We start from the raw sequence: 23,858 nt of genomic DNA, 5'->3' as shown, positions 1-23,858 counted from the left end.
TCGAAACGGCGCTCGCGAGGGAAACGCTAACAGCGCCGGAACCAGAAGCTGCCACCGCCGAAGCCGGCACCACCCTCAAGTGAAAGCGCAGAAATCACCGCCGATTGATGCACGAGCCAAGCATAGTAGCTGCCAAATACAGGCTTGAAAGCGGAGGAGTGCATCAACAAGGCACGCAGAAGGTACTGTTCGTTCCAGCTTCGATTTTCATCGATCGCCCATTCCTGCAGATAATCCGCGGGCAGGAAGATATCGTGGACATGGACCATGACTCCCGGCTGCAACCGAGGAAGTACTTCAAAGAACAGATAGTTGACATCACTTCCTGTCTTGCCCACGTGCGACGAATCTATGAACAGGATGTCGTTCTCACCGAGCGCCTCGAATACTGCAAGCGGTACCGCCTGTACTCGCTCGACAATCACGTCCGACAACCCCGGCACGCCGCGTTTCAGAAAAGCGCGCGGATAGGGCTCCACGCACCGGATCTCGGCGGCTCCTTCAAGGAAGCGGCGATTGATGTCCGCCATCAGCAGTGACGAGTAGCCCGAACCCACCTCGATGACACGCCGGGGCTCCAGCGCCCGCATGATCACAAACAGCACGCGCGAATCCAACCAGCTGAATTGCGAGTTCTGGGTGTAGTAGAACTCCAGTTCGCTGTCCTCCGGGCCATGCTCCGGATAGTCGTAATCTGCAATGAAGCGAGGAAACCATTCCTGCAGCACCTTGAGGTGCGATTCGTCGTCGAAGTCTATTCCCAGGCAGGCTCGTGGCTGCTCCGGCCAGATCTCGGCTCGACGTGCCTCGAGATCGACGGGATCGCATACCGGTGAATAGAAGTGACCATTGGGATGCGGCGTCCCAACGCCCTGAAGTGACAGCATTTTTCGGGTCATACCAACGCTCTGGGAGTTCGATTAGTCGATCGCGGAGTATGAGGGGTCATTCCGGGCATTGCATAATGCCCGCCCATCCGATTGCTGCTGATCGGGGAAAACACCCGCCATCGGCAGCTGACATGGCCACGTGAGGCCCGCGCGCCGCGTCCAACTGCCGGACCCAGGCCCTGACGCCACGCCTCGCGGGCATCAGAGCCGACGGTCCGATGACAGCTCAGTTCGGGACGCTCAGAATGAGCTGATTCTGAGCATCGAAGAGCTGCAGACGAAGGTCTCTGGCGCCGGTTGCTCCATAGCTCGGAGCCGACAGTACTCTGGCCGTGCTGGAGTGCGGATCACTGAGACAGATCGCGGCAAAGCCGGACACGCCGCCGAAGGGATGTGCTGCGTGGTAGCCACCGACGACGGCGCCGGCAAAGAAGCCGCCGCCCGCCCGGTTCACGAACTGCGTGGTCGCCGAAACATAGACTTCGCCGTCAGCGGCGCCTCCGGGCACGCTGGCTGCTCCCTCTGGTGCGACCGTGACCACGTAGTAGGCGGGCGTCAGCTCGATGCTGCGCGTGAACGGCGTCGCAAGGGTCAGGGAAGCCGTGGTTTCAAGAACCAGCTCATTGACGTTGGCCGCCGGCTGGCGAATCACCTTGATGCGCACGGGCAGTGAACCTGCCCGGTTTGATGAGGGTGCACCCGTCACGGAAAGGTTCAAGCGCTGTGGCTCGTTGGCAGCATTCTGGAAGTTGAATCCCGCAAATGCGACCTGGCTGCCATCCACCAGTCCGCCAAAATTGAGGCCACCTTCCAACCGTTGCGTACCTGGCGGATTCAGCAACAGCTCCATCCCGAATATGCCCGGCGTCAATCCGGCGCCCGGCCCATCCGTGACTGTGGCGACGAAATACCCCGCTGGACAGTTCGGGAAATTTGCCGGTACCGGGAGCGCAAAACCGGTGAACGAGGGCTCATCGACTCCACCGCCGCCACCTCCACCGCCGCCGGTCTGCCAGCTGGCGGTCAGGGTCAGTCCGGAGAAGGCGCTGAAGCCCGAGATCAGCACGTGATAGGTGCCGGCGCTGGGGGTGGCAAAGGTGCACTGCTCGGCCGGGCCATTGGCAAAGGAACGACAGTCGAAGGTGCTCGTTGTCGGCGGCGAGCCAAAACGCACGTACAGGTCCGGATCGCCGCTGCCACCGGCGGTGGTGATCACCAGATTCTGTGCACCGGCCGGAATGGCCACGGTGAAGGCCAGCGCGGCACCGGTGGCACCGGATAATCCGCTCACCGGCACACCGTTCTGCAGCGCCTGGGTCGTGCCGCCGCCGCTGGGCGCCAGGAAGGGCATCAGGAAGGGGAAGGCGGTATCGAAGCGCGAATAGGCGTCGCTGTTGCCCGGATTGTTGATGTTGCCGGTATTGCTGCACGAGGCGCTGCCACCGAACAGTCCTCCGCGCACCTGATACTCGCTGCCATTGAAGGTGAGCAGCCCGGAACCGCTGCTGCCACCCTCGGTAGTGCCGGCCGTGTAGCCGGCCTTGATGAAATCGCCGGCTCCATTGAAGGTGCCAAAACCCGTGATCTGGCCCTGCGAGACCTTCTTGACGTCACCCGCCGGGTGATGGAGCACCAGCACATTGGTTGCCGCGGTCACGGTGGTCGAACTCCAACCGGCGAAAAACGCCCCGGAAGGCGCCGGATTGTTCAGTCGCAGCAACAGGATGTCGGTGTTGGCGTTGTTGTAGAGCAACTGTGCGCCACCGCTGACCTGAGTGCGTGCGCTGGCGATGCCCGAACCACAGCTGGTGCTTTCCTCGAACCAGAAGGTGGTCAGCGTGCTGGCCGCCGCCTGGGTGCTGATGCAGTGATTGGCGGAGAAGAAATAGGGGATGAAGCTGCCGGAAACGGTGTCGTTGAGCAGGGTACCGGTACAGACAAAGGCGCTGCCGCCGACCTGAAAACTCATCCGCGCCACCGAGTTCTTGGCATTGATGTAGGCCGTCGACGGATTGGTCACGCAGTTGGCGTCGATCTCGCAGGGATCCGATTCACCGATCTTGAGCCCGTCCAGCGGGCCGTAGGGAGATGCCAGCATGTGCGAGACCCGGTCCACGACCAGCTGCACCAAGGCCGGATTGACCGCTGCCGGCAGGTAGATTTCGATCAGCTGGGTGTCGCCCTCGGTGACCGGCGTCCAGTACAGCTCAGCGTCAGCGCGATCGACCTCGGCCGGGCTGACTGCCGGCACCACACTCTGGGACTGCGCTTCGGAGAAGAAGCGCAATTCAGCCCCAGCCGGCAATCGGTGGGTGCTCAATCCCACCCGCAGCGCTGCAGCCCCGGGCGAATGCACGGTCAGTCGGGCAACGTGGGCGCCATCAGCCAGGGCCCGCCATTCCAGCGCCGGACTGCCGTTCTGGTGACTTTCTTCCTTGAGGCTGCGTTCCACGCCGATCTGCAGGCGCTTGCTGCCCTCGCGGGAGTTGTACTCGCGCACCGCCTGCGCGCGCTCGGCCGCCAGGGGCGGCCACTCAAAACGGCTGGAGGCCGCAGTGGGATAATCGGGCATGCGCAAATCAAAGGCAGCCGCCGACTTCTCGGAAATCGGAGCGGGCTCGCCGCGGACTTCGATGGGTTCGATGGCCATTGCACTTGCGCTGGCCACCATCAACAGGATGCTCAAGGCGATCCGCAATGCCTGGCCTGGTCTTGCTGCCCTCATGGCATATCTCCCGAAATGGAAAGGGTTTGGATGGGCGCTGTCCTGGATCGAGTGTACTCCAGCGCCATCGCAGTGGCCTGAACCGTCACAGAGCGCGACGATTGCCGCCGCCGGGCCTATGCCCGCATCATCGCGGCCCGTCTCTCACACGGCCGTCAGCATGCTTCTGGAACTTCCCCACGGCTTCAAACGCTGGTCCACGCATCAGGCTGTCAAGGCAGCGGCGCCGCAATTGGGCGAGGAGTGGCGCGGCCAACAGGCATTTCAGACGCAGCTGCTACAGAATTGCAAGACCCCGGTCGTTGCGGGCTACTGCGCCGCCTGCAGGCGCGAGTCGGCGTTCACATTCGCGATCAATGAGGATGAGATTCCGAATTGGCGAGAAAGCCTGGTCTGTCCGAATTGCGGGCTGATGAATCGCTGGCGCGCCAGCGTGCACCTGTCGCGCATCCTGGAGCCGGTGCGCTGCGAGGGCCCGGTGTATGTGACCGAGCAGACCACACCCATGTTCGACTGGCTGCAGGCGAACGTACCCAGCCTGATAGGCAGTGAATTTGTTTCACCCGATGCCGAGCCGGGACAGGTCTACGAGGCTCAATCACGCCACATACGGCACGAGGACGCAACTGCCTTGTCCATGGCCGATGCCAGTCTGTCGATGATCCAGACCTACGATGTGCTGGAGCACGTGCCTGATTACCGGGCAGCCTTGCGTGAATTTGCCCGGGTGCTGAAGTCTGGAGGTTTGCTGCTGCTGACTGCTCCGTTCATGTTCGAGGCTTGGGACACGGTGGTCCGGGCACGTGTGAATGCCAACGGCGACATCGAGCACCTGCTACCGCCGGTCTACCACGGTGACCCCATGAATGCCGATGGGGTGCTGTGCTTCCAGGAGTTTGGCTGGGACCTGCTCGACGAACTGCGCATGGCAGGCTTTGCGCACGCCGAGATCATCACCTGCTGGGCGCCGGATTTCGGCTATCTCGGGAGTTTTCAGCCCTTTGTCGTCGCGCGCCGCTGAGCCAGCGAGTGCCCGGATGTCCTGGCCCGCATATCTCACACCTGCGCGTGCAGATGCCCCGAATTCTTTGTGGCGTGCGTTCGATTCATCGCTTGCGGCAATCGCAGGGTGTACGCCTGCATCAGCCCGCTTTGCGGCCCTCGGTGCAATGCCCTGCCCGATCTTCCGCAACAGGTGTGAGAAATGCGGGCTAACACGATCCACCCGCGCCGCCGTGCGTCCAGTCAGAGCAACGCGCTCGTCTGGCGGGACTATTTGCCGTTCCGTGCCCGGATCGCGGCCGAGAACCCTTCGCCATCTCCATGGGCGACGGCCAGATCGTCAATGCGGTAGGCCTGCCGGTATTGCTCGCGGGGCAGTGTGGTGTCGATCAGGCCGAGGTCGAAGGCCAGGTCGTCGGCGTAGGCGGGCAGCAGGGTCTTCAGGCTGAAGGGCATGCTGCCGGGCGCGATCTTCTCGATGTGATCGACGATGTTGCTGGTGCAGGTACTGGTCAGGGTGTTGTAGAACTCGGGCTGCGCGGCCAGCGCGTTGGCGCGCTCGAGCATGTCCAGCAGCAGCGCGCGCCGGTGGGCGGCGCTGGCCCGCATCGGATACAGATAGACCGGGTCACGCCGATGGATGGCGCGCAGGCCGATCAGATCACGCTCGTCGCCGACAATGTAGGTCAGCTCGTACTGGCGCAGCAGCCCCAACCAGGGCGAGAAGGACTCGCCCAGCTCCTTGCGGATCTCCACCGAGATCGCCAGATACTGGCCGTCGTCGAATCCGAAGCTGAGAAAGGTGTGCGCCGGCCCGCGCCAGTCAGTGAAGGGTTCGACCACAAACCACACCGAGTCCAGCCGCTTGAGATCGTAGTGGCGCTGTTCCCAGAACACCACGTACTGGCTGGTCGAATGGTAACGGGCGTTGCGCACATTGCGGATGGTCAACGAGTCGCCGTCGATCACGGCCGTGGCCAGCTGCGCCTGATCGGGCGACCAGTCGCGCTGATTGGAGGGCTGCACCCACAACAGCAGCGCCAACCAGACCAGTGCCAGGATCGCCAGGAGTCCGAGAGCGAGGCTGGGCCAGCGAAAACGGCGGGGGCTGTGTGCATTCATCGGGCCGCATCTTAGCATCGGGGTTGGGCGCGATAGCCGACGCAGGAGAAGGGCCAGTGACAAAAGGATCGGACTGGTGATCCCTATCGACGCTTCCGGGCGCTGCCGGGTCGAAAGCTGGGCTTGCTCGGGCGCCGATCGGGTGCTCCGCCACGGTGCTTGCGCCACATGCCCTCAAACGCTGTTTGCATCTGCTCGGCGAAGGCCGCTGCATCAAAGAGCGGTGTTGAACGCAGATGCTGGCGAAGTTCTTTGCGCAACTGGGCAAGCGCCTGAGGATCTGCCGCCTTTTCCAGAGCGAGCCCGACATAGGCATCTTCTGAGCGTGCCACCCAGCCTTCCAGCTTCGCCGCCGCCAGCAGCGCCTCACCCTGGCGAGCGATCAGGCGCTCACCCGATAGCGTAATCGTGGGCACACCCATCCACAGCGCCTCGCAGGTGGTCGTGCCGCCGGGAAAGGGAAAGGTATCCAGAATCAGATCGACCTCAGAATAGCTGGCCAGGTAGCTGGCGCGCGGCTCCGGTCCGTGCAGATCCACGCGTTTGAGATCGATTCCGGCGCGTTCCAGTTGATCCCCCATCCGGATTCGTGCCCCGGCATTTCCCAGTTCCGGGCACTGCAGACGCAAACGCGATTCCGCAGGGGAGCTGGCGAGAATGCGCGACCAGGCCCGGAGGACGTCGGCATTGATCTTGCGCAGTGTCTGAAAGCAGCCAAAGGTGATGTAGCCCTTGCCCAGGGCTGGCAGCGCCGAGACCTCAGGTGCGTCATCGGGTGCCGTGAAGCAAAGACGGGTTTCCGGCAGATACCAGATCGACTCGGTAAACGCGGCACGCGCAGTTTCCGGGACACTGACGCGATCAGCGATGAAGTAGTCGATCTCGCGCACGCCAGTGGTTGCAAAATAGCCCAGCCAACTGGCCTGAACCGGGGCCGGCCGCCAGGCAAAGATCGGCAGGGCATTGAGCGCCGAATGCCCCGACAGGTCGACCAGGATATGGATACCGTCGCGGTGGATCCGTTCCGCCGCTTGCTCGGTATTCAAGCCCACAAGCAGCTGCCAGCTGGCCACCCGGGACTGCAGGCGCGCCGTCAGGGTATCTGTGTGACGGGTGGTCGAATAGACATGAACCTCGATGCGCTGCGGGTCGAGGTGGGCCAGCAGGCCCTCCAGAAAATAAGCCACCGGGTGCTCGCGCAGATCCCCGGAAACCAGGCCTATCCGCAGTCTGGAGGCAGTCACCGTCCGTTCCCAGTGGCTGAAAGGCTGCGCCTGGCGGGACAGCTCACGTCCATAGGCGCGCGCCTCGGCCAGCGTCTGCTCCGGCGTCATCTGGTCGAGGTAATTGACGCAGAACAGCCAGCTTTCCCGCGCGCGCAGATCAGCGGGATCCCGTTCCAGGGCGGACTGAAACGCGAGGGCGGCCTCATCCAGGCGACCGGCCGCGAGCAGGACGCGACCAAGATCCGTGTGCGCCTGGCTTTGGCCAGGCTTGACCTCCAGCATTTCGCGGGTCAGCGCGATCATGCCTTCGTGATCTTCCAGAGCCAGCAGCACTCGGCCGAGGCGCTGGTAGACATCCGCAGCACCGGGCGCCAGTCGCCACGCGGCGCTCAGCGTCTGCCTTGCGGCTGCCAGCTGCAACTGCCCCTCCTGCGCCTCTGCCAGCAGCAGGTGCCAATCAATATCACCGGGGTGGTCGCTCAAGGCTGCCGTGCAAAGCCGCTGGGCTTCATCGAAGCCGTAGGTCTTGAGCAGTGCCTCGACCAGTCCCTTGTGCGCCGGTACCGAACCCGGCGCCAGTTCGAGCGCCTCGCGATAGCGGATGGCTGCCTCAGACCAGAGCCCAAGTTCGGCCAGAAAACTGGCCAGCGCAAAGCGGATACCGAAATCCTTCGGTGCCAGTGCCGCTGACTTCTTCAGCGCCTCCAGCGCTTCGCTGCCGCGGCCCTGTGCGCGCAGAGCAGAGGCGAGCGCAGACCAGGCTTCGGCCAGTGAGGGATGGCGCTGACCCAAGCCTCGCGCCAATGCCTCCGCCGCAATCTTCTGGCCCGCTGCCATCAGCTGATCGAACTGCTGTCGCCAGGCTTTGACGTCGTCGGCGGCAAGGCTGGCAGGCCCGCTGGGCGGTGCAGCAGCAGCCACCTGGGGCGCGGCAAGCTTGGGCCGCAACATGTCCAGGTCCGGTCCGCGCAGACCACGCTTGCTGCCTTCCTCCTGGACGCGGCGAGCCTCCTCGGTGTCACCGGATTGCACCAGCGCTCGAAGCAGGCTGACCCAATGCTGCTGGTGCGAGGGATCTGCCCGCCAGGCGGCCTTGAACTTCGGCAGCGCCTGTTCCAGACCCCGCCCGGTCTGCATGTCGATCACGCCAAGATTGTGAAGAGCTACCGCATTGGCAGGATCGGTTTCCAGAACGCTGGCATAGAGTTCCTCCGCCTGTCGAAGCTGACCCGACTGATGCAGCGTTGCGGCGCGATGGACTAATTCATCCGGAGTTTGAGATTTCATGGACCTATGCGAGCCGGAGCGGATGGGGTGTGACAAGGCCGACGTCTGGCCGGGTCAACTCATGGCGAGCGACGATAGCGGCAGGTGGGTGAACTGACTACACGCCGGCGCAGCTCGGAACATCGCCGATGCCGGACTGCAGCTGGACCCGCGGCAGGTGTCGTCCCTGCCGCGGGCGTGCCGTCAAGGCGCCGCCAACGGTTGCCGGCAAAGCGCCGACGAGGTCAACCGCTGCATCGGAAACTGCCCGGTGCGCAGCTGGCCGTCGATGGTCAGCGAGTAGCTGGCCGTCACGTGAGTGCAATCGGTGGCGTTGATGGTCAGTGTGCCGATGTTGGTGGAAGTGACCGGTGTGGGTGCCACGAAGCCGCCGCCGCGAGTCAGGGTGACCTGCAGGGTGGCGCTGTTGCCGTTCACCGGGCCAAGTGCAGTCATCCACAGCGGCGGTTGTGCGCCTTGCGGGCTGGTGTCGGTGAAGTCGTAGGTGTACCAGCCGGCCAGCAACAACTGCTCCTGCGGGTAGTACTCCAGCAACATGCCCTGGCCGTCGGTGACCGGGTTGTACCAGGTGCCGGTCATCCCGTACTGGAAGCGGTTGGCCGCGGCGGGCGGCGCCAGGGTGGTGATCGCCGCATCGCCCAGGGTGCGGTAGGACTCGCACACGGCATCCGAACTCAGGCGCTGCAGACTGGTGCTGCCCTGGAGGATGTTGCCGCCGACATTGAGATCGTATTCGAGCACGGCATGGCGGCAGTCGACGAAGCGCACCCGCAGATTGCCGGCCTGTTCGAGGAAGTTGGTCGGGGCGTCGAAGGTGCCGCGACTGCGCACCACACTGACATTGGCGACGCCATTGGCGAGCACGCCGGCACCGGTGAACCAGGTCAGGTTGCTGCGAGTGCGTGGCAGCGCATCGGGGGTGTGGGTGTACCAGGCCACCACCAGGGTTTCCGACTCGGGAATCACGTCGAACTGGAAACCCTGGCCATCGAAGGCCGGGTCGTACCAGACGCCGCTCCAGCCCGGGTTGGCCTTCAGCCTCGGCAGCGACAGCTTGTGCGAACCGCGACCCATGGTGCCGGCGATCAGCAGGTTGCGCACCGGATCGTAGTCGAGGTCAGAGACCAGCGCCTTGGGCAAGCCCTCGCCCAGACGGGTCCAGCTGCGATAGCCCTGAGACTCGGCGGCAATGTAGACACCGGTATTGGTGCCGACGACCAATGCATCTCCGGCCGGCGTTTCGATGTGGCGCAGACTGTGGAGGTCGACAGTGCTCGCCGGCAGGTCGCCGGTGATGTCTTCCCAGCTGGCGCCGGTGTTGGTGGTGCGCAACAACACGCCAGGCAGCATCGGATCGAACAGCAAGGCGAAGGCCTGCGCCGGATTGCCGCGGTCCACGGTCACCGCCAGCGCTTCCTGCTGGCCGACATTGGCCCGCGACAGCACCAGCGCTGCGCCAAGTGCGGTGCGCACAAACAAGCCATCGTCATTGCCTTCGGTGCAGCTGCCGTTACAGCCGGCGACATAGAGCACATCGGCATTGCCCTCGGCGCCGTAGGCGATGGAATTGGCACCCAGTGGGGAGCGTGCACGCAGGCCGTCGGCAATGCGGGCGACGGTGTCGCCGGAATCGAAAGACTCATACAGTCCGTCGGAGCCGCCGATGACCAGACGATTGCCCACGATCCGGTTGCTCGCGATCGGAGTCACGAACTGGCCTTCGGGGCCGGTGCTGCCGTCGGTGCCGATGAGCTCCGGGAAGCTCAGGGTCAGCGCGGCATTGGCGGCGGAATACTCGCGGCGGCTGAATCCGCCCAGGAATTGCGAACTGGCATAGCTGATGGCAGCGCCCGATTCGGCCGCTTGCAGGGCATCGACGGCGACATCGCCGCCATCGCCGCCGGAGATGACCACCCAGTCGCGCAGAGTGCTGCCCAGCTGGCGCATGCTGCCATTGTCCTGGTTGCCGGACAGGGCAACACCTGCGATTCGATCGAAGGCCACGTTGTGTTGCTCAGTCACCTGCAGATCGCCGTTGAGCGAGATCCAGCTGCCGGCGGCGCTGCCCGGCTGCAGGCGCGCGTAGACACCGCCGTCGTCGCCTTCGATCAACCGTCCGGCTGCATCCATCGCCAGACTGCGAGAATCGGCGTGCGGCGCGCTGTTGTTGGCGGTGCCGCTGTGGGTGATCGACATCCAGTTGCCGCCCGGCGCCGTGCCATCCCCCCGGAACAAGCGACCGCTGAAGTCATTGGCGCCCAGGCTGTTGGGGAAATCGCCCGGCTGGCGATCACCGCCGATGTAGATCAGATTCGGGTTGCTGCGATCCAGCGCCAGCGAGAAGTGCAATCGCCCCTGACCGCCGGGATGGATGCCGATGGCATCGCCGTCTTCAAAGGTTTGCGGGAAACCGATCAAGGTCCAGCTGGCACCGGCGTCGGTGCTGTAAAACACACCGCGAAGCTGGCCGTCGGAAATTCCCACCGCCACGCGGCCACCGATGGCCTGAACACGGACGACCTTGCCACTGCTGGCCATCAGGGTGTTCATCTCGGGGCTGCTGACCTTCTGCCAGCTGGCGCCGCCGTCGCTGCTCCGATAGATGCCGTTGGCGCTGGCCTGCGCCTGACAGTCGTTGGCACCGTCCAGGTGTGCGTACAGCGTTTGCGGGGCGCTCTGATCGCTGGTCAAGGCCGTGACCAGACCGGGCGCAAATCCCTGCGCCGCACCGATCTGTACAAAGCTGGCACCGCCATCGGTACTGCGGAACAGTCCGCGATCCGTGCACAATCCGTTGGCTGAGCCATTGCTGGCGGCCACGATGACGCTGCCGTTGACCGCCAGTCCGCTGATGTTGCGTCCGCGCATGCTCGACGCCAGCGGACTCCAGCTGCTGCCGCCGTCACTGCTGCGCAGTAGTCCGGTGGTGGCGCCTCCCACGCGACCGAAACTGCTGAATCGACCGATGCCGGCCACGAGGATGTTCGGATCACCGGCATCAAACACCAGCGCACCGATGCTGAGCGAATCCTGCTGATCGGTGAGCGGCCTCCAGTTCGGTGATGGCGCCTGGGCGTTGTCGGTACGCCAGACGCCACCGTTGACCGATCCCGCATAGAGAATCTCGGCATTGACCGGATGCGGCAGCACCACCTGCACGGCGCCCGACACCGCATTGGCCGGCGGCCCGACGATGCCTTCGCTCTGACCATCGGCGACCGGCCCGGGGCCGATCGGCACCCAGGTCTGCGATCCCGGCACCAGACCAGCAGGAACACTGACGGTGTAGATCAGCGCGTAGGAATTGCCCACGCTCGGGGTCACGCTGCAGAGCAGCGACAGTGTGTAGGGAGTCTGTACGGTCGGGGCCCCCAGACTCACATCGATCACCGGCCCGTTGGCCGGCACCGTCTGGGCGAATTGGCCAGGCGCAGGTGGCTGGCCTGCGGCCGCAATCTGCAGACCGGCATCGCCGCTGCAGGCCACCGCCGCGCTGCCGCTCCCGAGCCCGGGTTCCAGCCGCAAATCGAGGCTGCCGGTCGCCAGACCGCCGAGCGCGGCAGCCTGCAAATGCAGCGTGGATCCGGAGGGCGGAATACTGCTGATCACCGGCGGCGAATTCGCTGCCAACGCGGCCGGCCGGCGTACCGTGTAGCTCAGCGTGTAGCTGGGACCTGCCGAGGGCGTGGCCGTGCAGACCACCGCGTTGGGCAGCGTCTGCAGGGTCTCGGTCAGCACCGCCGCCAACGCCAGATCCTGCGGCTGCGCGCCGGCATTGACGGTCTGGGTGAAACTGTTGCCGCCCGGCGTGGCGCCGGCGGGCCCGATCAGCACGTCGCCAGAACTGACGCAGGCCAGTGCCACCGAGGAGGCACCGGAACCAGCGCTGGCAATCAGATCGACCACGCGCACGCTGGTGCTGCCGAGCGCGCCGCCGGGCAGGGACACGGTCGCGCCCCCGGCCGGATTGGACGACAGCACCGGTGCCGGATCGGCGGACAGCAGGTTCAGGACAATGTTGCCGCGGGCAGCGGCGAAGCCGTCGACGGCGATGCGGTAAGTGGTGCCGGCCACCGCGGTGAAGCGCACCTGACTCTGCAGGCCACTCCCGGCATCGTCATTGCTGCCAATCGTCGTGAGTGCATTGACGGTGTTGCCGGTGTAGACGGCCAGCACGGTATCGAAATTGCTGCCGAAGGTATCGATGGTGGTCACGAGACTGGCGCTGGCGGTCCATTGCCACCACACCGAGGCGCCGCCGCCCACCCCTGCATGCACCGGCTCACCCGGCTCCGAGGTGGCACCGACATTGCTGCCCGTGCTCTGGGTGGCGTTGCCGCTGAGCGTGATCGCCGCCGCAAAGGGGTCATTGGCCTGTTGCGCCCAAGTGGCGCCGGACAATGCCATCAGCAATACCGCCATCAGCGAGTGGATCAATCGGGTCATGGTGATTCCCTTCACGTGTTGCCCTTGGCTTTGTGGATCGAAGCCTTCTATGCTAACTGTTACCGAATGTCTAATGTCTATGGCTCCTGGAGTTCTGAATGCACCTTAATCCTTCGCTGATCGCCACGGCGCTGGCTGCACTTGCGATGCTGGGATCACCGGTCCAGGCCGCCAACACCTTGCAGAGCGGCGTTCTGATCGATCGCAACACCCAACGGGTGCTGCTGATGAGTCCTGACAGTGCCGTGGAACAGGTGGCGATCAGCTCTGGTCAGACCGACTGGACCAGCCGCGATGGCGCCATGCCCATCGCCGTGGAAGGCGAGCGCGTGCTGGTGATGCGTGATGGGGCCGAACGCGGCAAGCTCGGCTATGCCGTGCTCAAGGCTGGCGATGGCAGTCTGGTATCACGCGCTTCGGTCGACTTGCCTGTACCAGCACGCGGTCTGGTGGAAGAGCGGATGGGCGAACAGTTCAAGTTCACGGTCGAGGCCGACGGTCTGCGCTGGCTGCACAGGCGCCAGCAGACGCAGGGCGCATTGATGCAGATCGATGGCGCCAAGGGCGGCGAGAAGAACGTGTCATCGACGGAACATCGCGGCGCCCTGAGCATCGACTGGAATCAGGGCAAGCTGGCGCCGATCGACGAAACCAGCGTGAAATCCAGTGCGGATACCGCCGTGGAAATCGGCAAACCCACGGCCACTGGGCCACGAACCTTCCGCTCAGTCAGCGATGGCTACCGCCTGCAGAGCGAGCGCCTCGACGACGGCCGCTATCGCTGGCAACTCAGTGATGCCCAGGGCGCACGCATTGGCGAGACCATCAGCGAGTATTCCTACCGGCCCTTCGATGTGGTCGACGGACGACTGCTGTACGTCACCACGCCCAGGATCTCGGTCACTGACGGCAAGTCCAGCATCTCAATGCCGACCTTGGTGGCCGTGGACCTTGCAAGTGGCAAGGTGGCCTGGACTCGGGAGATTCGCGACACCCGATATCGTGGGCCGTATCCGTCCTGAGGGGAGGATTGGAATCAGCGGCGCTTCTCGCCGCGGGCTCACGCGGAGCCGCGGAGGACGCGGAGAAGAGCCCGGATTCCCCGGGGGCAAGTTGCTGAAGCACGCCGGGGAATTCCTCGCTGAGATCGACCTGCCTGACGCCCAGCCAGCGCTTTCTGCGATAGTCACCGCCATGCCTTTGATGATGTCCTTGCTGGTCGGCTCTTCCGTCGGGATGGCGCTGTTGCTGGCGCTGGCTCTGGCCACGGTCTATCGAAAGCTGGAGCTGCCGCTGCAATCGCGGCTGGCGGGCTACCTGATGCTCGTCGGTCTGTCCCTGACCCAGCTCGGCAATGCCCAATGGGTGCAGGCCAATGCCGATGCCGAGCCTTCACGCTCCTACATCGTGGTGCTGTTCCTGCAGTCGCTGGGTTTCTACTGGCTGCTGCTCGGCGTGGTGCGGCCAGCGGATCGCTGGCACCGTCTCGAATGGGGGATTCCGGTCGCCGTGATTCTGGCCTCGGCGACGATCCCGCTGCGCTGGGGGATTCCGGCGGCGCTGGCGATGGGGGCCGGCTTCGCCCTGCATCTGGCCCTGCTGCTGTATCGATTGCGGGCGCAACGGCGCTGGTTTCGGCTGGAACTGCCGGTCGTCGCGGTGTTCGCCGCGATGGGGCTGCTGGCGGCGATGATGGGCCTGCTGACGCCACAGGTCGTCGACTGGGCCAGCTATGCCTGGACCTATGCCAGCTGCATCGCCATCGGCTTCTTCCTGGTCTGCTGGCTGTTGCTGGCCGTGCCGGATCTGGTGCAGAAGACCACCGAAGCGGTCAGCCGCAGCTATGCCCAGTCGACGCTGGGCAAGGTCGATCAGGAGGCGGCGCTGGCGCGCTTGCGGCAGTTGTTCGAGGTCGAGCGTGTCTATCAGAACGAAGCCCTGAACCTGGGCACCGTCGCCGAACTGATGGGGCTCAGCACCCACCAGCTGTCGGAACTGGTGAACACCCGCATGGACCTCGGGTTTTCACGTCTGGTGCGCCGATACCGGGTGCAGGCGGCGCAACGGATGCTGCTGGAAGAGCCGCGCGCCTCGGTGCTGTCGGTCGGGCTCTCGGTCGGATTCAGCTCGCAATCGGCCTTCTATCTGGCCTTCAAGGAAGAACTGGGCATGGTTCCGGGGCAGTATCGGCGCCAGCAGCTGTAGAGTGAAAACCGCCCAGGACGCGACATCGATCTTCACGGTCAAACCCCGCAGGCGGATTCCACCATCGACGAGACAACCCAGCGTGGCCTCGCCAACCGATCAACGGCAAGCGCTGGAATTCGCGCCACAAGCCCGGCTCGCCGAGCCGCGGCCGCCGGCGCGAACCGGCTGTTCGCAGCGACCTGACCTGGCGCGCGCCGGAGCCGCGCTACGTCGCCGCTCGCCGGCACAGGCCAGGCAGCGTGCCTCGCGAAGACCACAGCATTGGCGCTTCGAGCTTCAACATGATCATGTTGCAACTTTGCATCATATTGATTTTGTTGACTTTTATTTCTCCCGCGAGAAAATCTGTTCCAGAACGATCAATCCGGAAGCGTACACGTCAGCGACGGGCGCAGGCTCAGCCCTCCCAACCAAGGCGTGAGCTGAAATGAATGACGCGAATGATGTCGGACTGATGTATCTGTCCTATGCGCTGTACCTGCTGGTGTCCGTGGCATTGACGGTCTGGGTGGCCAGAGTACTGTCCAGCAGCGGCGAGACCTTCCTGGTGCGCTGCTTTTCCCAGGATCGGGACCTGGCACAATCCACCAATCGCCTGCTGGTCATCGGCTTCTATCTGGTCAATCTGGGCCTGGTCTGTTCCCGGCTCAGCGACTGGAAGATCAACGCGGTCAACCTGGTGCCGGAAATCGGCTCTCGCATCGGTGTCACGCTGCTGGTGCTCGGCGTTATGCATTTCTTCAACATGAGCATGATTGCCCGCATGGGTCGCGCGGTGAATCGCTGGATTCATGCGCCGGACCAGGACAGATCGGATCTGCGCGTTCGGCCGGATCAGCACTGATTCGAGCGGGATCGTCCTGGCGGCACTGCCGATCCGCGCCTCGTCGCCACGGCAGTGCTCGCTTATCGAACACCCTTGCCTCAAAACCGACCATCGGCCCAACGCCCGATCGGGATTCAGCAAGGGTTACAGGCCCGGCATCGTGGCCATTGAGAGACTGATAGGCATGGCTCGGGAATTGCTTGAGGGTGCTCAGTGCCCTGCCGACGCCAGATCCGATGACCGAGTTCAAATATGCCTTGCGCCGCTTGTTGCAGCAGCCAGGATTCGCACTGACCGCATTGCTGACGCTCGGCTTGTGCCTGGGCGCCAATCTGACCGTGTTCGCCGTGATCGATGCCGTGTTGCTGCAACCGCTGCCCTACGCCAACAGCGATCGTCTGGTGGCCATCTACCACGGCTATCCGAACGCCGGGCTGGAGCGTGCCAATCCGTCGATCCGCAATTATTTCAACCGTCGCGAGAGCATTGCTGCCTTTGAGTCCGTCGCCGCCATCAAGGCGGGCAGCGAAGTCGTTGACAGCCCCGCCGGCAGCGAGCGCCGCGAGGTCATGCGCGTGACCCCGGAATTCTTCGCCACGCTCGGTCGTTCGCCTGTGCTGGGTCGCAGCTTTGTCGATCAGGACATGGACCAGGGCGTGCAGCCCACGGTGGTGATTTCGGATCATTACTGGCACCAGAAGTTCGCGGCCATGCCCGACGTGCTGGGTCAGAGCATCGACATCGGCGGGCGGCGCCACCTCGTGATCGGCGTGCTCCCACCCGGATTTCGCTATCTCTCCAGCGCGGCCGAGATCTTCCTGCCTCTGGTTTCCACCGCCGAGCAGCGCGGACTGAATGCGCTGTACAGCGACGAGGCGCAGATGATTGCCTTGCTCAAGTCTGGGGTCAGCGCGGAACAGGCCGAGGCACAGATCAGGTTTGACGATGCGCTGCAATCACGGGATTACCCATGGATCGCGGAAGTCACGGCGGCTGGCTACCATGCCACCGTGGCCGGTCTGCACGCAGACCATGTGGCATCGATTCGCCCCACGTTGCTGCTGCTGCAAATCGGCGCCTTGGGTTTACTGCTGATCGGCAGCGTGAACCTGCTGAATCTGGTGATGATTCGCGCCACCACGCGGTATCGCGACATCGGGGTGCGCCGCGCCCTGGGCGCGGCGGGCAGTCATCTGCTCCGGCAGATCCTGAGCGAGTCGCTGCTGCTGTGCGCCGGCGCTGCCCTGATCGGTCTGCTGCTGGGCGCTGGCGGGCTTGGTCTGCTCGCCTGGATGGGCGCAACACAACTGCCGCTGGTGGCCGATATCGCGATCAACGCGCGCGTGGTGGCCGCAGCCCTGATGGCGGCAGTTATGATCTGCGTGCTGATCTCGGTGCCGGTGGTCTGGTTCAACCTGCGTCCCAGGCTGGCAGGCATGCTCAAATCCGAAAGCCGCGGCGGCAGCGCAGACCGTGTGACCCAGCGCTGGCGCCAGGCCTTCATTGTCACGCAGATCGCCCTGGCCTTCGTGCTGCTGTCGAGCGCCGGATTGCTGGGATTGAGCCTGCAACGTGCGATGAATACATCTCCCGGTTTCCAGGCCGATCATCTGCTGACGGCAAGGCTCACGCTGCCGCAGTCTGGCAATGGCGAGGTCACTCAACGCACGCGTAATGCCCAACGCACCTTGCAGGAGTTGGCGCATCTTCCGGGCGTGCGCCGTGTGGCCTTGAGCACCAATCTGCCCGTCAACGGCAAGCACAGCTACAACGACACCAATGCGATGACCATACCCGGCTACCAGCCGCCAGCCGGCATCTCACCACGACTGCACTATCGCTATGGCGTCTATGGAGACTATTTCCAGGCCATGGGTATCGAACTGCTGGAGGGTCGTGTTCTGGATGCCGACGACACCGACAGCAGTCGACGGGTGGTGGTGGTCGATGCTGATTTCGCCCAAACCTACTGGCCGGACGGCCGGGCTGTCGGCCAACGCCTGTTCGAAGGACCGGACGCTCGGGCCGATGAGGAAGCCTTCACTGTGGTCGGCGTGGTGGCCCCGGTCAGACAAACCGAATTGACCGATGGCAGCGGCAACGGCACGGTCTACTTCCCCTATCGCTATCTGGCACATTCCGACCTGTATCTGGTCGCGCGCACGGCGCAGGATCCGCAGGCGCTGGTGCCAGGTTTGCGCGAAACCTTGCTTCAGATCGAACCTCGGCTGGTGCTCGATCGCGTGCAAACCATGGACGCGCGCATCGCCGACACACTGGCGGTGCGCAAATCGCCTGCCCTGCTCGCCAGCCTGTTCTCGGCTGCGGCCCTGTTGTTGGCGGGACTGGGCACCTTCGGCGTGCTCAGCTATGCCGTCGCCCAGCAGCAACGCGAAATCGCCGTCCGCCTGGCACTCGGCGCTCGCTCGCGACAGATCCGCCGCCAGTTTCTGGCTCAGGGCCTGCGCCTGCTGGCAGCCGGCAGTGCATTCGGCCTGGTCGGCGCCTGGCTGGCGGCAAGCGCCATGCAGAACCTGCTGTACGGCGTCTCTGGCATGGGTTCGAGCAACCTGCTGCTGACCGCCCTGATCTTGGGAATGGTCACCCTCGGCGCCTGCCTGCTCCCTGCGCTGCGGGCTGCGCGCATATCTCCCACGACGGTGTTGGCTGGACAATAGACCGCCGCCCCGTCCGTCTATCTGTCTACTTCTGCCCCTGACCCCGCCCCGGGTGCGCCTGCGGCCTACCCGGGCTACTCGAAGCCGTTGGCAAACACGCCATCGGCCACCACGACGACGCTGCTCAACAGGCGGTTGGCGCCGCTGGCCGCTTCCCAGGTGCCGAGGTTGGCCAGGCGTATCGCGTAGGCCGGATGGTCGCGCAATGTGGGCTCAGGATCCGGTAGCGCCAGCAGCAATTCGTAGCTTCCGAGCGGCAGATCGCCGGGCAGCGGCAGGTCCAGCACGATGCCGTGGTTGCCACTGTTCTCGTCGGGCAGCCAGCGCCGCGGATCAGCGCTGACCGGCAGGCGGAAGATGCTGTTGGGATTGGCGATGTTGCGCAACAGCAGTTCCAGGGCACGCGGATTGAAGGGGGCCGCGAAGCCGATGCTCTGCAGATTGATCACCCCCTGCAGGCGGCCGCCTGGCGAGACCCGATCGGGCAGGGTCGCGCTGCGCAGCACCAGCCGGTATCCAAGGCGGCGCTGGATCTGATCGAAGCAGCCCTGGCTCTGCCAGGCCTGCAGCACGCCCGGGTGATAGGTGTAGTTGAGCAGGCTCCAGTGCAGCTGCGCCATCTCAGCCAGCGCCGAAGCGCAGTCGCTGCGCGGCGAATTTACCGCGCAGGTTTCGCCACTCATCGGCAGATAGCGGGTTTCGGCGGCGATGTAGGCTTTCTGCTCGGCGATGCTGGCCGGATCGTTGGGCACGTAGGTGCCGAAGTCGTCTTCGCTGGCCAGAAAGCAGTCGTTCAGATGACCGGTGCGCGCCAGCGCCGAGCCGTTGAAGCCCTCGGCCGGCGTCAGCGGCGTCTGCCGGTTGAAGATCGCCCGCTTGTAGCCGGGCGTACGCACCACCACCGTGCGCTGGACCGGCAGCGCCGCCAGCAGATCGCTCAGCACCGTGCTCATGCCGGCCGTGGTGGCATTGCCGTTGCTGGACGTATGCCATTCGCCCCAGCGGCCGATGAATCCGGCATCCAGATGACTGATGACATCGGCATTGGCCGCCAGCAGCGGTTGCAACTGGCCGATGTGCTGCTGGATCAGCGCCAGCGGCGCGTCGTTGTTCGGCGGCGGCTCGTTGAAGGTGTAGGCGAAGCGGATGTTGAGCTTGAGCCCGTTCTGGCGGGCATAGCCAAGGTCAGCCTCGATGTGCTGCAGGAAGGCCGTCGAGATCGGCGTTGCCCGGAAATCGAGCAGATTGTAGAGCCGGCGCACCACGGCACTGCGGGCAGCGGCAAACAGGCTGGGCGCATAGTTGCTGAGCGGATCGGGCGCATTGCTGGCCGACTCCAGCTGGTAGTAGAAACCGCGCTCGGGATTGGCGAAATCCGAGAGATCCTCGCTGTACTGAATGCTGGCGGCAAGCGCTGCAGGGCTTGCGTTCAACATCAACAGCATCAGCAATGGTCGCAGGCGGCTCGCGCACATGGCGCTTCCTCAGGATGACGTGATCACAGTATCGCCCACCGGCCGGATTCTGGCTGGGATCGCCGTTTGCACTCGGCGCTGTTGATGTCGGATTGGGGGCATCTGCTCGCGCAGGTGTGAGAAATGCGGGCTAAGATCGGCCCTCAAGCTCTGGACTGTCCCGCATGCCGCTGCTCGCCGAACTCAAGCGCCGCAATGTCATCCGCACCGGGGTGGCGTGGCTGGCCTTGTCATGGCTGCTGGTGGCGATGTGCGCGCTGCTGTTTCCAGCGCTGGAGCTGCCGATCACGGCGCTGCGCTGGTTGATCCTGGCCTTGCTGATCGCCGCCGTGCCGGTGTTGCTGCTGTCCTGGCGCTATGAGCTGACGCCCTCGGGTTTCAGGGTCGACCGCGGTGCCCGTCACGACAACCCGCAGCGAGCGATCACCGCCCGCCGTCTCGACCAGATGATCGTCATCGTGGTGTTGGCGGCGCTCAGCCTGTCGCTGCTGCGACAGTTCATCGACCAGGCTCGGCCCGATCCCGACACCACCGCGCCCGCCGCGGTGGTCGAGACAGCCGTCCCCGAGGCAGTCACGCCACCCGCGGGCCCGGTCGATGCGCATTCGCTGGCGGTGCTGCCCTTCGTCAACATGAGCCAGGGTGTCGGCGACAGCTATTTCGCCGATGGTCTGTCGGAGGAACTGCTCAACGTACTGGCGCGTATCGACGGCCTCAAGGTCACCTCGCGCACCTCCTCTTTCGTCTTCCGCGACAGTCAGGTCGATACCCGCGAGATTGCCACCCAGCTGGGGGTGGCCTATCTGCTGGAGGGCTCGGTGCGACGCGAGGGCGAGCAGGTACGAATCACGGTGCAGCTGATCGACGCCCGCAACGATCAACAGGTCTGGTCACAGACCTATCAGCGCCAACTGGTCGAGATCTTCCGAGTCCAGGAAGAGATTTCACAGGCGATCGCCGATGCGCTGGCGGACACCCTGGGCGTGCGCCGCATCGAAGTGGCCGAGGCCACAACGGACATCGAAGCCTACGAGAGCTATCTGCGCGGCCGGCAGTTGTTTGCCCAGCGCGGCGCGAACCTGCCGGCGGCGCGCGAACTGCTGGAGCAGGCGGTGGAGCGTGACCCACGGTTTGCCGATGCCTGGGGCACGCTGGCGGCTACCTGGTATGTCTGGCGCAGCTATGCGCCGGAGCCCGCGGGCATCGATACCCTGGAACAGGCCGAAATGGCCGCCAACAAGGCTCTGGCCATCCGCGCTCTGCATCCAGGCGCGCTGGCCGTGAGTGCGCGCATCGCCGGCGATCGCGGCGATCGCTTGCGCCATGCAGAACTGATCGAGCAGGCGCTCGCCCTGGCACCCAACAATGCCAACACCCGCGTCTGGCAGGGCCTGGGGCTATTCGAAGTTGGCCACATCGAACAGGCCCAGGCCAGCTTCGCCCAGGCCCAGAAGCTCGACCCGCTGAGCGGATTGCCGATGGGCTGGCTGGGCATTGCCACCGATTTGCGCGGCGATCACGCCCGCGCTCGCGAGCTGCTGATGCAGGCACATGCGCTGGGCTGGCGTGGTCCCGCCAGTCGCGCACTGTTCTTTCTCGCCGCCAATGGCGATGACGGAGCTGACCTGACCCAGGCCTATCTGGACTGGCTGCACGATGACGACAGCTTGCCGATCAATCTGCGCGAACTGGCGCGCACACTGGCGCCGGCGCTGACCGATCCGACGCGGCTTTCTGATGCGCAGCAACGGCTGCTCGAAGCGGCCAGCGCAGCGCCCGATCTGGAATGGGCCCAGTTGATGCAGATCTTCGATCTGCCCGATGCGGCCATGGCCAATGCGCTTGCCCACAAGACCGAGGGCATCCAGACCTTGCTGTTCAGTCTCTGGTACCCGCAGTTCCGGAGTTTCCGCGAACATCCGCGCTTTCCCGAATTTGCACGTCAACATGGCTTGAGCGCGTACTGGCGCAAGCTCGGCCCGCCCGATGGCTGCATGCTGGTCGGCGAGGACGGCCAGGAGCTGCATTGCGAGTAGGGTTGCCGAGGACGTAGGTGCGAGGGCATGAGGGCAGGACCTCGTCCCGAGGAGTTTCGTCCCGAGACCAGGTGTGCGGCTGCACTGACCGTTTCGGATAAGATTCGGAGCATGAGCTTCACCATGATCAAGCGCCTACCCGTTCATCTGCTCCGCGAACGCAGCCACCGCCAATGCCTCGCAGCGGTTTGCGCAGGTGAGCCATGCCCTGGTGCCTGATCGTCGACGGCCCCGGTGGGCGACGGCGTATTCCTCTGACGGAGAACGGCCGCTGCATCGTCGGTAGTGGGTCAGACTGCGAGATTCAGATCGATCAGCCGACGCTGTCGCGCCAGCATCTGGCCATTCATGTGTCTGATGCAAAGTTGGAGATCGAAGACATTGGCTCGCGCAATGGCAGCTTTCTCGATGAACGTCGACTGCTGCCAGGCAACCGCGAGATGGTTGAGGCACCGTGTCGGCTGCGTCTGGGCGAGATCGAACTCAGCCTGACGCGCATTGAGGATGATGATGCCAAGCCGCATTGGCTGACAGACGCCGCGCCTGCCAAGCCGGCGCTGGCCCAAGTCGGCGCCACCATGGCCTCGGGCGGCGGCGATCGTTTCTTGCGCCAGCAACTGGCCGCCCTGTTGCAGTACGCGGCCACGCGGCCCGGCCGCAAGCCGATGTTGCTGGCTTACGCACACGCCTGCGCGCGGGCGCTGCCATTGTCCAGTTTGAAACTGAGCAGCGACGATGGCGCCTTGTTGTTCGACTGGCATCAGACCGCGTCGTCGGCAGCGGGGGCCGTGATGGAATTGCGCCAGGACAAACTGCTCTGGACCATTGGCACGGAGCAGCCGCCAACGCTGGATCGCGTGCGCCATCTGGTGGATATCGGCATGGCATTGGGCGCGCTGGCAGAAAGCGAGGTGCCGATGGCGAGCAAGGCCACCGCGCTGCCAGCGACCAGCAGCAGCCTGGATCCGCACTTGCAGCGCATTTACCGACGCGCGACGCGCGTGGCCGGCAGCGAAATCCATGTGCTGATACGCGGCGAATCAGGCACGGGCAAGGAACTGCTGGCGCGCCATATCCATGCGCTTTCGAGTCGTCGAGACGCCGCGTTCGTGGCGGTGAACTGTGCAGCCTTTTCCGAAGAAATGCTGGAAGCCGAGTTGTTTGGCGTGGTCCGCGGAGCAGCGACCGGCGTCGATGCGCGGCCCGGATTGTTTGAGCGCGCCGACCGCGGCACCTTGTTCCTCGACGAGATCGGCGATATGGCACCCGCCATGCAGGCGCGCATCTTGCGCGTACTGCAGGAAGGCGAGGTCATTCGCGTGGGCGGTCGAGCGCCGGTCCGGGTCAATGTACGAGTGATCTCGGCCACGCATCGTGACATTGAGCAGATGTTGCGCGACGGGCTGTTCCGCCTCGATCTGTTGCACCGCATTGCCGACTGGGAGGTGGAACTCCCGGCGCTGCGCGATCGTCCGGCCGACATCCTGCCGCTGGCCATGCAATTCCTGCTGCGCGCCACCGCTGCCCGCGGCATTGAGATTCGCGGCCTCAGTCGCGCTGCTGCGAATGCACTGATGAGTTATTCCTGGCCGGGGAATGTGCGCGAACTGGAACGCGAAATGGCGCGCGTCGCGGTGTTTCTGGATCAGGACAGCCTGGTCATGAGCGAGGATCTGCGCCCGAACATCCGCAGTGCCCGCACCACGCCAGTAGATGCCACCCTGGAACAGCAGCTGGCGCATGCCGAACGCAGCATCATCGCCCGCGCCATGCTCGATGCCGAGCAACAGGTGGCTCAGGCGGCAGAACGTCTGGGCGTATCGCGTTCCACGCTGTATCGGCGTCTGCGTCACTTCGATCTGTTGCCCGATGGCGCCGGACCGGATTCCGCCGAACAGACCTGAAGCAGCGCCGTTCCAGGCTTGACACCGGGCCGT

The 23,858-nt window shown here is 64.5% G+C and carries 14 protein-coding genes; 8 read left to right on the top strand and 6 right to left on the bottom strand.

The features are described from left to right. Positions 1-26: 26 nt before the first annotated feature. Complete coding sequence (locus H7A19_18555) at positions 27-899, bottom strand: class I SAM-dependent methyltransferase (GenBank protein MCP5476835.1); 873 nt, start codon at positions 897-899, stop codon at positions 27-29. A gap of 217 nt (positions 900-1,116) precedes the next feature. Next, positions 1,117-3,615 carry a pre-peptidase C-terminal domain-containing protein gene (locus H7A19_18550; protein ID MCP5476834.1) on the bottom strand — a complete coding sequence of 833 codons (2,499 nt, stop codon included), beginning with the start codon at positions 3,613-3,615 and terminating at the stop codon, positions 1,117-1,119. 412 nt (positions 3,616-4,027) lie between these two features. Here H7A19_18550 and H7A19_18545 point away from each other — a divergent pair, with 412 nt between their 5' ends. After that, positions 4,028-4,636: a class I SAM-dependent methyltransferase gene (locus tag H7A19_18545; protein MCP5476833.1), complete on the top strand. Its 609-nt coding sequence runs from the start codon at positions 4,028-4,030 to the stop codon at positions 4,634-4,636. Positions 4,637-4,887: 251 nt separating this feature from the next. Here the strand turns inward: H7A19_18545 and H7A19_18540 are convergent, their stop codons facing one another. The 3 genes from H7A19_18540 to H7A19_18530 all read right to left on the bottom strand — a co-directional run bounded on the left by H7A19_18540 (position 4,888) and on the right by H7A19_18530 (position 12,698). Beyond that, positions 4,888-5,739: a DUF4105 domain-containing protein gene (locus H7A19_18540; protein MCP5476832.1), complete on the bottom strand. Its 852-nt coding sequence runs from the start codon at positions 5,737-5,739 to the stop codon at positions 4,888-4,890. A gap of 83 nt (positions 5,740-5,822) precedes the next feature. Continuing rightward, entirely contained in the window at positions 5,823-8,252 is a 2,430-nt protein-coding gene (locus H7A19_18535; protein MCP5476831.1) for a tetratricopeptide repeat protein, read from the bottom strand. A 183-nt stretch (positions 8,253-8,435) separates the two neighbouring features. After that, positions 8,436-12,698 (bottom strand): hypothetical protein, encoded by a 4,263-nt coding sequence (locus H7A19_18530; GenBank protein ID MCP5476830.1) that lies wholly within the window; start codon positions 12,696-12,698, stop codon positions 8,436-8,438. A gap of 98 nt (positions 12,699-12,796) precedes the next feature. Between H7A19_18530 and H7A19_18525 the strand changes: the two genes are divergently transcribed. The 5 genes from H7A19_18525 to H7A19_18505 all read left to right on the top strand — a co-directional run bounded on the left by H7A19_18525 (position 12,797) and on the right by H7A19_18505 (position 18,410). After that, the gene (locus H7A19_18525) at positions 12,797-13,720 is read left to right on the top strand and encodes a PQQ-binding-like beta-propeller repeat protein (protein MCP5476829.1); all 924 of its coding nucleotides are present in this window, start codon (positions 12,797-12,799) and stop codon (positions 13,718-13,720) included. Between the two features lie 172 nt (positions 13,721-13,892). Beyond that, positions 13,893-14,903 carry an AraC family transcriptional regulator gene (locus H7A19_18520; protein MCP5476828.1) on the top strand — a complete coding sequence of 337 codons (1,011 nt, stop codon included), beginning with the start codon at positions 13,893-13,895 and terminating at the stop codon, positions 14,901-14,903. 1 nt (position 14,904) lies between these two features. Continuing rightward, the gene (locus H7A19_18515) at positions 14,905-15,327 is read left to right on the top strand and encodes a hypothetical protein (protein MCP5476827.1); all 423 of its coding nucleotides are present in this window, start codon (positions 14,905-14,907) and stop codon (positions 15,325-15,327) included. 30 nt (positions 15,328-15,357) lie between these two features. Further along, positions 15,358-15,750, top strand: a complete 393-nt coding sequence (locus H7A19_18510; protein ID MCP5476826.1) for a hypothetical protein — start codon at positions 15,358-15,360, stop codon at positions 15,748-15,750. A gap of 218 nt (positions 15,751-15,968) precedes the next feature. Then, positions 15,969-18,410, top strand: a complete 2,442-nt coding sequence (locus tag H7A19_18505; GenBank protein MCP5476825.1) for an ABC transporter permease — start codon at positions 15,969-15,971, stop codon at positions 18,408-18,410. 74 nt (positions 18,411-18,484) lie between these two features. Here the strand turns inward: H7A19_18505 and H7A19_18500 are convergent, their stop codons facing one another. Further along, positions 18,485-19,885, bottom strand: coding sequence for a DUF4832 domain-containing protein (locus tag H7A19_18500; protein MCP5476824.1), 1,401 nt, complete (start codon positions 19,883-19,885; stop codon positions 18,485-18,487). A gap of 164 nt (positions 19,886-20,049) precedes the next feature. Here H7A19_18500 and H7A19_18495 point away from each other — a divergent pair, with 164 nt between their 5' ends. Beyond that, complete coding sequence (locus H7A19_18495) at positions 20,050-21,921, top strand: hypothetical protein (protein MCP5476823.1); 1,872 nt, start codon at positions 20,050-20,052, stop codon at positions 21,919-21,921. A gap of 203 nt (positions 21,922-22,124) precedes the next feature. Continuing rightward, positions 22,125-23,825, top strand: coding sequence for a sigma 54-interacting transcriptional regulator (locus tag H7A19_18490; GenBank protein MCP5476822.1), 1,701 nt, complete (start codon positions 22,125-22,127; stop codon positions 23,823-23,825). The last annotated feature ends 33 nt before the right edge of the window (positions 23,826-23,858 follow it).

The sequence above is a fragment of the Rhodanobacteraceae bacterium genome, assembly GCA_024234055.1.
Classification (GTDB): Bacteria; Pseudomonadota; Gammaproteobacteria; order Xanthomonadales; family SZUA-5; genus JADKFD01.
Note: the sequence above shows the minus strand (reverse complement) of the source record. Positions and strands in the feature narration are given on the sequence as shown.